At 41.1% G+C, this 12,088-nt stretch carries 12 protein-coding genes; 7 read left to right on the plus strand and 5 right to left on the minus strand.

What is annotated here, in order from left to right; all coding sequences use genetic code 11:
• Positions 1 to 19: 19 nt before the first annotated feature.
• The 4 genes from MOMA_RS02940 to MOMA_RS02955 all read right to left on the minus strand — a co-directional run bounded on the left by MOMA_RS02940 (position 20) and on the right by MOMA_RS02955 (position 3,504).
• Entirely contained in the window at positions 20 to 886 is an 867-nt protein-coding gene (locus MOMA_RS02940; protein WP_009767129.1) for an ABC transporter substrate-binding protein, read from the minus strand.
• Positions 887 to 1,135: 249 nt separating this feature from the next.
• Positions 1,136 to 1,711, minus strand: coding sequence for a TerD family protein (locus tag MOMA_RS02945; RefSeq protein WP_009767130.1), 576 nt, complete (start codon positions 1,709 to 1,711; stop codon positions 1,136 to 1,138).
• Between the two features lie 268 nt (positions 1,712 to 1,979).
• On the minus strand, positions 1,980 to 2,906 hold the full coding sequence (locus MOMA_RS02950) for a crotonase/enoyl-CoA hydratase family protein (RefSeq protein WP_009767131.1): 927 nt from the start codon (positions 2,904 to 2,906) through the stop codon (positions 1,980 to 1,982).
• Between the two features lie 64 nt (positions 2,907 to 2,970).
• The gene (locus tag MOMA_RS02955; protein ID WP_009767132.1) at positions 2,971 to 3,504 is read right to left on the minus strand and encodes a hypothetical protein; all 534 of its coding nucleotides are present in this window, start codon (positions 3,502 to 3,504) and stop codon (positions 2,971 to 2,973) included.
• Between the two features lie 226 nt (positions 3,505 to 3,730).
• Here MOMA_RS02955 and argA point away from each other — a divergent pair, with 226 nt between their 5' ends.
• The 3 genes from argA (at position 3,731) to pgsA (ending at position 6,610) form a co-directional block, all read left to right on the plus strand.
• On the plus strand, positions 3,731 to 5,149 hold the full coding sequence (gene argA, locus MOMA_RS02960; RefSeq protein WP_152411760.1) for an amino-acid N-acetyltransferase: 1,419 nt from the start codon (positions 3,731 to 3,733) through the stop codon (positions 5,147 to 5,149).
• A gap of 3 nt (positions 5,150 to 5,152) precedes the next feature.
• Complete coding sequence (locus tag MOMA_RS02965) at positions 5,153 to 5,560, plus strand: YraN family protein (protein WP_009767134.1); 408 nt, start codon at positions 5,153 to 5,155, stop codon at positions 5,558 to 5,560.
• A gap of 381 nt (positions 5,561 to 5,941) precedes the next feature.
• A complete protein-coding gene (pgsA, locus tag MOMA_RS02970) occupies positions 5,942 to 6,610 on the plus strand; it encodes a CDP-diacylglycerol--glycerol-3-phosphate 3-phosphatidyltransferase (RefSeq protein ID WP_009767135.1) in 669 nt (222 codons plus the stop codon).
• On the opposite strand, the gene MOMA_RS02975 is transcribed toward pgsA, so the two are convergent.
• Positions 6,596 to 7,273 (minus strand): DNA-methyltransferase, encoded by a 678-nt coding sequence (locus MOMA_RS02975; protein WP_202593236.1) that lies wholly within the window; start codon positions 7,271 to 7,273, stop codon positions 6,596 to 6,598. The two genes, pgsA and MOMA_RS02975, sit on opposite strands and share 15 nt — an antisense overlap.
• A gap of 240 nt (positions 7,274 to 7,513) precedes the next feature.
• On the opposite strand from MOMA_RS02975, the gene MOMA_RS02980 reads away from it, so the two are divergent.
• The 4 genes from MOMA_RS02980 to MOMA_RS02995 all read left to right on the plus strand — a co-directional run bounded on the left by MOMA_RS02980 (position 7,514) and on the right by MOMA_RS02995 (position 12,028).
• Positions 7,514 to 8,287 carry an ABC transporter ATP-binding protein gene (locus tag MOMA_RS02980; protein WP_009767137.1) on the plus strand — a complete coding sequence of 258 codons (774 nt, stop codon included), beginning with the start codon at positions 7,514 to 7,516 and terminating at the stop codon, positions 8,285 to 8,287.
• Positions 8,284 to 9,249: an ABC transporter substrate-binding protein gene (locus MOMA_RS02985; RefSeq protein WP_227498082.1), complete on the plus strand. Its 966-nt coding sequence runs from the start codon at positions 8,284 to 8,286 to the stop codon at positions 9,247 to 9,249. Before MOMA_RS02980 ends, MOMA_RS02985 begins: the two co-directional genes overlap by 4 nt.
• Entirely contained in the window at positions 9,246 to 11,330 is a 2,085-nt protein-coding gene (gene fhuB, locus MOMA_RS02990; protein WP_009767139.1) for a Fe(3+)-hydroxamate ABC transporter permease FhuB, read from the plus strand. The genes MOMA_RS02985 and fhuB overlap by 4 nt, the downstream gene beginning before the upstream one ends.
• A gap of 119 nt (positions 11,331 to 11,449) precedes the next feature.
• Positions 11,450 to 12,028: a Uma2 family endonuclease gene (locus tag MOMA_RS02995; RefSeq protein ID WP_009767140.1), complete on the plus strand. Its 579-nt coding sequence runs from the start codon at positions 11,450 to 11,452 to the stop codon at positions 12,026 to 12,028.
• The last annotated feature ends 60 nt before the right edge of the window (positions 12,029 to 12,088 follow it).

A 12,088-nucleotide genomic window follows, 5' to 3' on the forward strand; every position in this document is an offset into this window, starting at 1 on the left:
CGTAGATTTATGGTAATGATTAATTTTGATCGGCAACACCAAACCATTGTTGGTTAATTTTGGCATAAGTACCGTCTTGTTTGATACTGGCCAAACCTTGATTGAGTTTTTGTACAAGCTCTGTGTTGCCTTTTTTAACTGCAATGCCTAAGCTGCCTGCTGAGGATTTTTTGGTATCCAAATCAAAAACGCGGAAATTATAATTGGGGTATTGTTTGACATGATATTGCAAAACACGGTCATTGTTGATAAACGCATCTGCTTTATTGGTTAAAACCTCTTTCATACCCAAAAAGGTTGTTGATATGCCTTTTAGGTTTTCAGGTTTGTTAACCAATGTTTTGGCATAATCAAAATCAACCGTGCCTTGTAAGGCAATTAAACGCTGTTCGGCCAAATTGGTTTGATTAATAGCCATGCCTTTTTTGTCTTTTTTGGTTAAAACCCCTGTATTATAAGTTAAGTAAGGTTCGCTATAATCTATTATCGGTTTGCGTTCTTCAGAAACAGAAATGCCTGCGATCCATAAATCCACTTGTCCTTTGTCTAATGCTTGTGGAAATTCTGACCAATTTTTTCTGATTAATTGAATGTTCATATTGGCGTTTTTGGCAATGGCATTGATTAAGTCAACGTCATAGCCGGTTGGTTTGCCGTTTTGATCAAGGTATGTAAAAGGGGGAAAATCTGCGTCTACCGCAACGGTATAAACTTTACCTGTTTTAGGCGGTGTGTCGGCTGTGGCTGTGCTTGTGCTAGCCGTATTTGTGCTTGTGTCGACTTTTGTGTCGGCTGTGCTTGTTTTGGTTTTGGCAGGCTCGCTTTGTGTGCAACCTGTTAAAGCACAGATCGATACAAAAGCCAGTGATGAAAAAAGATACTTCATAAAAACTGCTCCAAAATTTAAAAACCAATCATATAATTTGTTTATGAATCATTTACCCAAAGCAATCCTGACCGACAATCAAAAATAAACAGTGAATACAAAAAAGGGCATAAATATCAATATCACGCCACTTTTTTGTATTTGTTATTTTTTGCTTTTGTTACAAATTTATATTCGTTACAAATTTGTTTTTGTTGCCAAATGCGTAAAGCATTTAACATTTAGTAAATAACCTATTTAGTTAAAATTTTAAACCGCAACGCCATACGAACTTGCCAAAGCTCCTAAACCACCTGCAAAACCTTGACCTACGGCACGGAATTTCCACTCATTATTGTGTTTGTAGAGTTCACCAAAAATCATCGCGGTTTCGGTACTGCCATCTTCTGACAAATCATAACGAGCCACTTCGCTATCACCATTGCTGTTTACGATACGAATGTAAGCATCGCCCACTTGACCGAAGTTTTGTTTGCGAGCTTGACCGTCATAAATGACTGCACAAAATGCAACTTTGGTTACATCTGCTGATAGTTTTGTTAAGTCTACTTTGATGGCCTCATCATCGCCGTCGCCCTCACCTGTACGGTTGTCGCCTGTGTGTTCTACCGCACCGTCGGTTGATTTTAAATTGTTAAAAAAGATAAAATCACTGTCAGTACGCACTTTGCCATCATCTTTTAGCAAAAACGCAATCGCATCAAGATCAAAATCTTGACCGTCGGTTGCTCGTGGATTCCAACCCAAGCCAACCGTCATATTGGTTAAAGTTGGTGCTTCTTTTGAAAGATTGACGTTGCCGCCTTTGGTTAAGCTAATTGCCATGATTTTTCCTTTTTTTTGAAAAAAATTAACATATTGCGAATGATAACTACAAAAATATTAAGATAAAAAATGCTAATACAAAACAATATTAATAAAAAATATTAAAAATACCTGTTAACAGAACTTATTAAATTTGTAGTCAAAGACTGCTTTGTTTTTTGTACAAAAGCTTTATCTAAGGTAAAACAAAATCCAAATTTTGGCAAGGGTTTTGGTGATTTTTTCGCCAAAATTATGTTGTAAAAATGTATCTTTAATCTTGCCAAATTCAATCAAATTGTCTGGGTAAAAATTGTACCGTGGGATCTTTGGCTTTTTTTAGAGCCAGTTTTTGGTTTTTGCCAAGCAACAGTTTGATTTGCCATAATTTTTCGTGATATAAAGTTGTGCTGGATTGGCGGTACATACGGTTAATGATGCGTTTGCTGGCAAGCACGGCATCAGGGGAGCGCTGGGCAATTTCTGCCACCAAATGTTCAGCGGACTCCATGGGGGTTTCGGTGATTGTGGAGACAAAGTTGTATTGTAGGGCAGTTTTGGCATCAAAAGTGCGTGCACTGATAGCAAGGGTTTTGAGCACATCAGGGGCAAGGCCAATTGCTGATTGCGTTAAGCCCATGTCAGGCACAAGCCCCCATTTGCTCTCCATAATAGCAAATTGGCAATTGGGAGTGGCAAATCTGATGTCGCACGCCAAGACCAGTTGTAGCCCTGCACCGATACAATGTCCATGCAACACAGCAATGACAGGCACGCTAAGCTCTCGCCATACCAAACAGACTTGTTGGTAAGTGCTTAACGTGGGTTTGACAAGTTGCCAAGCCACTTTGCTTAGGTTTTTGGGGTGATTTAAATCAGCCAAATCTATTCCAGAACAAAAACTTTCGCCCTCTCCTTTTAAAATCACCGCTCGCACCTCACGCCAAGTTTGGATTTGTTTGGCAAGCCAAATCAATTGATCCATCATCGCAAAACTTAAGGCATTGTGTTTTTCTGCGCGTTGTAATTGCACAATGATACTGTTATGTTTGCCAAGTTTGATGCCAATATTGGGGGAAAGTTTTTGGTTGGCGTTGATGATGCGTTCGGTTAATGGTTTTAACGTTTGATTGCTATTAATACAATCTTTTGGAATAAAACATTTTTTGCCAAAGCGTTGGCAAATTTGGGGGATTGGCAAGGCAAATTTTATCATACAGCACCATTTGGTAAATGAATAAATCTGGCGTAACAAAAACCAACAAAACCACAAAAAATAACTATTTAACCCTTACGCGGTATTTTACCGTGGCAACTTCATTTAAGCCAAGACCTAAAATATCCCATTGCACCGCTTTATAATACTTTATTGGCAAGTTTTGTAAAACGCCATTTGTGTTGGTTTTTAAGGGCATGTTTTGGAATTTTACGCCATCGGTGCTGCCTTTAGCACGCACAGGAGATAGATCTTCAAGGCTTAACAATTCGGTATTGGCGGGAATGTCAAAGGTTACGGTTACATTGCGGATGCGTTCTGAACTTTTGTTGATAATATAGCCGTGGTATTCAATCACATTGCCTGATGTTAGCTTGGTTTGGGTGGTGATTGGGCTTAGCACTTGCTGTCCTTGACTGTCGGTTGACAAAACCGATGCCAAAATGCGCGTTTCTGGTTGTGTGGTTTTAGAAAGATTGATATCTGTGGTTGCCATACCTGATACGGGCATGACCGCCATCGCTTGGGTGCTAATGCCTAACGCCATCATGCCTGATGTCAATAGGCTAAACAAGGCGGTTTTGGTTAATTTTTCCATAAAAACTCCGTTAAACTAAAAACTAAAAACTAAACATCAACTAAACAATAATTAAAAACATCATAGCATACCAAAAAATAACCCTAAATACATCTATAACTTGCCACTTGTGGTTGTTTGTAACAAATAAAAACAGCTCAATGCAATTTTGTAATAATTTTACTTGTGTTTTTGTGAAAATTTGGTAATTTATGCTTTGTTTAAATTTTATTTTTTGTCAAAAATCATGTTAAATCAATTAAACCCAACAAATTCAATAAACGCAACAAACAATGCCAATTCTGCCAATGGTTTTAACCAAAACGGTTTTAACCAATATGTGCAATGGTTTCGCCATGTTGCCCCTTATATTAATATGCATCGTGCAAAAACCTTTGTGATAATGTTTGACGGTGATGCGGTGTTGCACCCAAATTTTGTGCATTTGATTCATGATTTTGCGTTATTGCAAAGTTTAGGCATTCGTTTGGTATTGGTGCATGGTGCAAGACCACAGATAGATGATAATTTAGCATTGCTTAACATTTGTTCAAGTGAAACACCATTATACCACGGTGTGCGAGTTACGCCAAAAAACGCGTTGCCTGCGGTGATTAACGCAATTGGAGCGATTCGCCTACAAATAGAATCCCAGTTGTCTATGGGGCTTGCCAATTCTCCTATGCATGGGGCAAAAATAGACGTTGTGTCTGGTAATTTTGTAACTGCTCGTCCGTATGGGGTGCGAGATGGTGTGGATTATCAGTTTACAGGCGAGGTTAGACGCGTTGATCGCGATGCCATTGTGCATAATTTGACAAATGGGCATATCGTACTGTTGAGTGCGGTAGGGTATTCAGCAACAGGTGAGATGTTTAATTTGTTGGCCGAAGATGTGGCGGTGCAGGCAGCGATTGCACTACAGGCGGATAAATTGATTTTTTTGCAAGAAGCGCTGGGTATTTATCAGCTTAACGACTCACAAAACCAAGCACACAGCTTGGTGCGAGAAATTAACCAATCTCAAATTGAACCGCTTATGGAAAATGTAAATGGTGATTCAAAGAGATTGTTAAGATTTTCTAATCAAGCCTGTCAACAAGGTGTAAAACGTGTGCATGTGTTGTCATATGCAAGTAATGGTGCGTTGCTTGCTGAATTGTTTAGTCGCGATGGTTCGGGCACGCTGATTAGCCAAGGAGCGTATGATCATATCCGATCGGCGCGGATTAGTGATATTGTTGGACTACAAAAACTGCTTGCACCTTTAGAGCAACAAGGGATTTTGGTAGAGCGATCGCAACAAAGACTTGAAAGTGAACTGGGTTATTTTTCCATTATAGAGCGTGATGGCATGGTGATCGGCTGTGGTGCGTTGTATCCGCTTGTGGCAGATGATGGATCGCAACATCAAGCCGAAATTGCTTGTGTTGCCATTCATTCTGATTATCGTCAAGGCAGTCGCGGTGCAGATTTGATTGCTTTTTTGGAGCAACAAGCGATCGCACAAAATCAAGATGAAATTTTTGTATTAACCACGCGGACAGCACATTGGTTTATGGAGCTGGGTTTTGGTGAGGTTGAAGCAGAACGCTTGCCACAGTCGCGTTTTGCCAGTTATGATGTGAAACGAAAATCCAAGGTTTTGTTTAAAAAATTGGTATGATAGATGAAATTAACCGCCAAAAAACAACGCCAAGGCGAACAATTTGAACAGCTTGCCAATTGGTATTTGCAGGCACAAGGCTTGACATTTGTTGGTAAAAATTGGCAATTTGCCCCATTTGGTGAGCTTGATTTGGTGATGCTTGACAAGCAAACCACGCCGATAACCCTTGTCATTGTGGAAGTTCGCCAACGCAAACACAGCACTTTTGGCAATGCACACGATAGCATTACCCCAAACAAACAACGCAAAATTATTTGTGCAACCCAAGCCTTGCTACAGCAATATCCTGATTTTAATAATTGTGATGTTCGTTTTGATGTTGTCAGTTTTGATGTGGCATTGTCGCAGGTGGATTGGCAACAACCTCCGATACCAGTATGGCTAAAATCAGCGTTTATTATTAATTAATAATTTAAAAAAAGAAAGCCCACTGCAGGAGGTTAACAATAGGCTTTTGAGGTAAAAATAAAACGATTGTTGTTATTGTTATTTGTGTTGTTATTTGTGTTGTTATTTGTGTTATTATTGTTATACTGGCTAGATAGGGCGACTTTTTAGCATTTCAAGCCAATTGTTGATTTGGCTTTTTTAAATATTAAATTGATTTTTTTAAATGTTAAGTTTTTGCCAATAAGTTGCATTTTAAATATTCAAACAAGTGATTTTGTCTTACAATGGCAACTGTCTTATAATGATAATGTTAAACCGTTTATTGATCTGTTTTTTATTAATTGTAACTGTTAGTTGTTACTTATTCGTTGTTAAATGCCAATTATTTTGGAAAACCGCATGACCGACCAATCACCAAATTCTTACATACCCACGCCCACATCGCAAAGTATTTTTAACCTGCCAAATAACTTGACAATTGCACGCATTGTGATGATACCGCTGTTTGTGGCAATTGCGTATTGGCCGCCTGCCATGGGTATCAATCAGCCTGCGATCAGTGATAATGCGATCGCCAATATTGGTATGTATCATTTTAGCGACAGTTTGTTGCGTCATTTTTTGCTTACTTTTGTGTTTGTGTTGGCTGCAATTACTGATTGGTTAGATGGTTATTTTGCCAGAAAAATGAACATTAGTTCAGCATTTGGGCGGTTTCTTGATCCTGTGGCTGATAAATTAATGGTGGCGGCTGCCTTGATTGTGTTGGTGCAATGGCATCCTGATATTATTATGGCAATTTCAGCAATTGTGATCATTTCGCGAGAAATTGCTGTATCGGCGTTGCGAGAATGGATGGCGGAGCTTGGCAACCGTACCAGTGTGGCGGTGTCATATGTTGGTAAACTAAAAACCACGTTTCAGATGGTTGCGATCACCGTGTTGTTGTTAAATTGGCAGTCGCTTGAAAAGGTAGGCTATATTTTGATGATAATTTCGGTGATTTTAACCCTTTGGTCGATGATGATTTATCTAAAAGTGGCGTGGCCGTATTTAAAGCAGGCTTGATCTTTCAATGTCAATGAAACGCGTTTTGGCAAGCTCAAACCACTGCGTTTCGCGCTCGCAGCCGATAAATTGGCGGTTTAATAACAAACTTGCCACGCCCGTTGAACCTGTTCCCATAAATGGGTCAAAAATTAGCTCGTTTTCATTGCTGTGAATGGCAATAATTTGCTTCATTAATGCCAGCGGCTTTTGCGTTGGGTGTTTGGTGCGTTCTTTTCCTAATAAAGTCGGCGTTTGAAAAAATCCGCGTTGATAGGGTTTATTGTCAGGTTTATTAAATATCCATTTGCTGTTTTTGGATTTTACCGCCCAGAGTATAAATTCCATATCTTGCACATAACGGCGATGGATATTTCTAGGCATAGGATTTGTTTTTTGCCAAACCATAATGTCTTTAATAACGCCGCCCAATTGTTCTATTTTTGCGCTAATTTGGCTAATAAATTTATACGAACAAAAAATAACCATTGAACCATTTTTATCCAATAATGGATACGCCAAATCAAGCCATAAACTTGGATTAAAATTTTTATCCCATTCACCAAAATCCACCCCAGTGCGTGGATTATTCATGGTGTGAAAATTATTGTTTTGTGAAATGTTATAAGGCGGGTCGGTAATAATATGATTGACAAGTTGATTTTTATTTAATAAAGTTTGCATAATAATTTGGCAATCGTTATTAAAAATTTGATGGTTGTTTGGGTTGTGAAATAACATAGTGTTTGGTGTGGTTAATTGATTGTGGTTAATTTGGTTGTAAATTGTAGTCGTAAAGAAAATAAGCCAATCCATAAAGATTTTATCATTAAAGCCTGGTCAATGGTAGATGTGTGCTGAAAAATTGTAACAGACTGCCTATTTTGTTTGTTTTATTATTAATAAAAAATTAAGAAGCCTATCATGCTATCTATCCAATCACTCTGCATCATCCGCCAAGACAAAACTTTGCTAGATGACATCACGCTTAGCCTACAAAAAGGCAAAATCTATGCTCTAATCGGGCATAACGGCTCGGGCAAATCCACTTTGATTAAGGCGTTATCAGGCGAGATGACACCAACGCACGGACAGATTGTGTTGAGTGATTTTAATGATAAAGCCATTGCGGATTTACCGCCAAAAACCCTTGCCAAACACATTGCCTATTTGGCACAAAAACTGCCCGATGCCAATAATTTTACCGTGGCCGAGCTTGTCATGCTTGGGCGTTATCCGTATCAAAAATGGCTGCAAAAACCCACCGCCCAAGATTACGCCATTGTAGCTGAGGCGATGGCGGTTACAAAAATTACCAAATTTGCCGAGCGGTCGGTGGCAACTTTATCAGGCGGTGAGCGTGCCAGAGCGTGGCTTGCCATGTGCATTGCCCAAGACACGCCGTATTTGCTGCTTGATGAACCGCTTGCCCCGCTTGACATTGTGTATCAAGTGGAAATATTACGCTTAATCCAAAATTTGGCAAGCCAACAGGGCAAAGCGATTGTGATTATCATTCATGATATCAACCTTGCTGCCCAGTTTTGCGATGAATTTATTGCCCTAAAAAATGGCAAACTGTGTCATGTCGGCGATGTTGCCAGTACCATGAATCAAGCGGTGCTTGAGCGGATTTTTGGCATTCAATTGCATCTCATAAACCACCCTGTTAGTGGCAAACAAGTGGCGGTGGTATGATAAATTCCATGACAATCAAATGCGGTTTATTATTGGCGGTTTTGTGCACGCTAAACGCTTGTGAGCAGTCCCAACTCAATCAAACCAATCAAACGTCCAATCAAACAAACAGCCAAATAAACAGCGAAACCAACAACCAAGCCATCAAAGTCATCACCCCAGATTGGGCGATTGCTTCTACTTTGACCGCCATGGGCTATCCGCCCGTTGCCACAGGCGATGTCAAAATTTACCCCACTTGGGTGTTTGAGCCAAAATTGCCCGTCCAAACCATTGATTTAGGAGCAAGATACGCACCAAATCCTGAACGCTTGGCACAATTACACCCAGATATCATCATTGACAGCGATTTTTACGCCCATTTACGCCCACTGTATGGCGACATTCCGCACGAAGCGATAAGTTTTATTCCGCAAAGCGAAGTTGCCAGTTGGCAAGATTATGTCAAGCCAACTCAAAAATTGGGTGAAATTATCCAAAAGCCTGACGCCGCGGAGCAATTTTTAGCCAAATCCAAACAGCGGTTAAATGAACTTGGCAAAAATTTTCATCAAAAAAATCCTGATATCCAAAAACTTGCCGTCGTCCAATTTGCCGATGCCAATAATTTGCGTATGTATGTCAGTAACAGTTTGTTTCAGCCTGTGTTTGATGAAATGGATTTGCAATTTATCACCCTTGAAAATGAGCTTGGGGCTGGCAATCAATGGGGCTTTTTGTCCATCACTTTGGGCGATTTAACCAAACTGGATAATGACGTGTGCTTGGTGGTGGTTGAGCCTTTTGATCCCATGTTGCATCAAGAATTGACGCATAATCTGCTGTGGCAACGCTTGGGCTATGCAAACAATCGCTGTATGGCGGTGGTAAAACCGCTGTGGATATATGGCGGCGTGGCGTCTATGCTCACTTTTGCCAATTGGCTCAATGAAGCCGAATTTAAAGGGAGCAAATTGTCATGAATGGCTCCCCAATAAACAAATTAACAAACAAATTCACCAATCAATTCACCAAACTTAAAACCGCACCCGTGTTGGCGTTTGTGGCTTTATTGGCATTGGCGATGATAACCGCTTGGCTTGTGATACAAAACAGTTGGCAGTTTTCGCTTGCTCTTTTGTTTGCCCCGTCGCAAGCCTTGGATTTACCTCAATTGGCAACGCAATTACAACTGCTGCCAACCATGCTGGTGGCGATGTTTGCCGGCGGTTTGTTGGGCGTGGTCAGTGTGTTGTTGCAGCAATTGGTGAAAAATACCTTGGCGTCGGATACCACGTTGTCGCTTGGGGTGGGGGCTCAATTGGCGTTATTGGTGGTGGCGGTGTTTTTGCCAAGTTTTGGCGTGTATGGGCGGTTTTGGGTGGCGTTTGTTGGGGCGATGGCAAGCATGGGGCTACTATTTGCCATTGCTGCCAAAAGCCGTGTGAATCCTGTGGTGCTGATTTTGGGCGGTTTGGTGATTAGTATTTTATTTTCTGCCGTATCACAATTGTTGATTATTTTTTATCCCAATTTGACCATGGCGGTGTTGTTGTGGGGCAGTGGCAATTTAACTCAATCCAGTTGGCAAAATAGCCAATTTTTGTTGGCAATCAGCGTGATTTTGTTGCCAATATTGTTTTTGTTGTTAAAACCGCTAACTTTAATGAGCCTTGATGACCGCCAAGCCAAAAGTTTGGGCGTGCCTGTGAGTACAATGCGTTTGGTGCTGATAACTTTGGCTGCCATGGTAACAGCAAGCGTGGTGAGCCGAGTTGGGGTGCTAAGTTTTGTGGGGCTTGCGGCCGCCAGTGTGGTGAATGTATTGGCAATACGCCGAGTTGGCATGCGTTTGTTGGCAGGGTTTGGTTTTGGGGCGGCTCTTTTATGGCTGACTAACAATTTGGTGGCTTTGTTAAAAGCGTGGTTTGGTTCTTTATTAGCTCTTAATTTGCCCGTGGGGGCGTTTACGGGGATTTTGGGAGCGGGGCTGATTATTTGGCTTGTGCTAAGACAAAGCAGGCAACAAAGCACACAATTGCATGAACCATCGGCGTTTTTGATGGTAAAACGCAAAAAAATTGGGCTAAGTTTTTGGCTCAAAGTTTTGCTAAGTTTGGCAATATTGACCGCTTTGGCGTTATTTATCGCTCCAAATGCGGTGGGCAATTTGGCAGTGCAAACTGATGTTGATGCCATGAATCAATTTCGCTTGCCACGCACTTTATCGGCGATGGCAACTGGCGTCATGCTCGCTGCCGCTGGCGTGCTATTACAAAACCTAACCCGTAATCCCATGGCAAGCCCTGAGGTGATGGGGGTGAGTTCGGGCTCGGCATTGGGCGTGGTGCTCGCGTTTGTGTTTGCTCCGTTTTTGTTAAACAGCGGTGTGTTAGCATTTTTGGGCTTAGACGCCAATGCTCAAATGTTGTTGTTTGCCTTGTCTGGTTTGTTGGGGGCGGGCGTGGTTTTGGCGGTGATTTTGGGGCTTGCTCGTAAATTATCACCATCTTATTTGTTGTTGGTTGGCGTGGCAATTTCCGCTTTGATGAACGGCGTGCTCATTTTAATCCAAATATCAGGCGACCCACGGCTACAAACCATATTAAACTGGCTGTCTGGCACAACCTATCACGCCAATCCAAGCCTAGCGTGGGGGCTGATTTTGGTGGCGGTTTTGTTGTTTGTGGCAAGTTTTTTTATCCTAAAACCGCTAAAACTTATCGCCCTAGACACTGTGGTGGCAAAAAGTTTGGGCGTGTCTGTCAAACGCACCGAAATTGTGGTGCTATCTTTGGTGGCTTTGCTGAGTACGGCGTCAACCCTTGCCATTGGGCCGTTAAGTTTTGTGGGGCTGATGATGCCGCATTTGGCAATTCAGCTAGGGGCGGTGCAATTGCCTAAACAATTGGCATTGTCAGCCATATTGGGGGCGATGTTAATGCTTTTGGCAGATTGGGTGGGGCGGTATGCGATTTTTCCGTATGAAATTCCGGCAGGCGTGATTGCTTCTGTGGTGGGTGGGGTGTATTTTTTGTGGTTGATGAGGCGGTATGGGGGATAATGAAATTTTGGGTATTGCTGGGATAATGTAAATGCAAGTTAAAGTTATGCTGAAACAGACAAAATTTGTTATAATTTAATTTGTTATGATTAAATCTTAAAACAGTTCAGAGGTGCCAAATGACAGCCATCACAAACCTAAGCCAACTTGATTTTTCCAAAGAATACACTTATACCGATTATTTAAAATGGCAATTAAAAGAAAGCATTGAGCTTATCAAAGGTAAAATTAGCTTGATGTCGCCTGCCCCTGTGCGATTGCATCAAAAGATTTCTATGCGACTCAGTGCTGAGATGTTTTATTTTTTAAAGCAAAATCCTTGCGAAGTTTACACTGCCCCTTTTGATGTGCGTTTAACCAACAAAGACGGCAAACAAAGTGTGGTACAGCCTGACATTTCGGTGATTTGTGATAAATCCAAACTTGATGCCCGTGGTTGCGTTGGGGCTCCAGACATTGTGATTGAAATTTTATCTCCCAGCAATCACAAAAAAGAAATGGACGCCAAATTTGATTTATACCAAGAATCTGGCGTCAAAGAATATTGGATAGTAGAACCACGCAATCAAACCGTGCTGATGTATGTTTTAGAGAACGATAAATTCATCGGTTTAAAACCCTTTAGCGAAGGACAACAAATCACGTCCACTGTGCTGACGGGTTTTAGCATGGCGGTTGATGATGTTTTTAAAGAGTGATGCCTTAATTTACCAAAAACAACACGCAAACTCGCCCATGCTTGTAAATGCCACGCTTAT

The organism is Moraxella macacae 0408225, assembly GCF_000320365.1.
In the GTDB taxonomy this organism is placed as follows: domain Bacteria; phylum Pseudomonadota; class Gammaproteobacteria; order Pseudomonadales; family Moraxellaceae; genus Faucicola; species Faucicola macacae.

Bases quoted from the DNA above. Each gene is read 5' to 3' on its own strand.
- MOMA_RS02940 (WP_009767129.1), bottom strand. From the start codon at position 886: ATGAAGTATCTTTTTTCATCACTGGCTTTTGTATCGATCTGTGCTTTA.
- MOMA_RS02945 (WP_009767130.1), bottom strand. From the start codon at position 1,711: ATGGCAATTAGCTTAACCAAAGGCGGCAACGTCAATCTTTCAAAAGAA.
- MOMA_RS02950 (WP_009767131.1), bottom strand. From the start codon at position 2,906: ATGATAAAATTTGCCTTGCCAATCCCCCAAATTTGCCAACGCTTTGGC.
- MOMA_RS02955 (WP_009767132.1), bottom strand. From the start codon at position 3,504: ATGGAAAAATTAACCAAAACCGCCTTGTTTAGCCTATTGACATCAGGC.
- argA (WP_152411760.1), top strand. From the start codon at position 3,731: ATGTTAAATCAATTAAACCCAACAAATTCAATAAACGCAACAAACAAT.
- MOMA_RS02965 (WP_009767134.1), top strand. From the start codon at position 5,153: ATGAAATTAACCGCCAAAAAACAACGCCAAGGCGAACAATTTGAACAG.
- pgsA (WP_009767135.1), top strand. From the start codon at position 5,942: ATGACCGACCAATCACCAAATTCTTACATACCCACGCCCACATCGCAA.
- MOMA_RS02975 (WP_202593236.1), bottom strand. From the start codon at position 7,273: ATGCAAACTTTATTAAATAAAAATCAACTTGTCAATCATATTATTACC.
- MOMA_RS02980 (WP_009767137.1), top strand. From the start codon at position 7,514: ATGCTATCTATCCAATCACTCTGCATCATCCGCCAAGACAAAACTTTG.
- MOMA_RS02985 (WP_227498082.1), top strand. From the start codon at position 8,284: ATGATAAATTCCATGACAATCAAATGCGGTTTATTATTGGCGGTTTTG.
- fhuB (WP_009767139.1), top strand. From the start codon at position 9,246: ATGAATGGCTCCCCAATAAACAAATTAACAAACAAATTCACCAATCAA.
- MOMA_RS02995 (WP_009767140.1), top strand. From the start codon at position 11,450: ATGACAGCCATCACAAACCTAAGCCAACTTGATTTTTCCAAAGAATAC.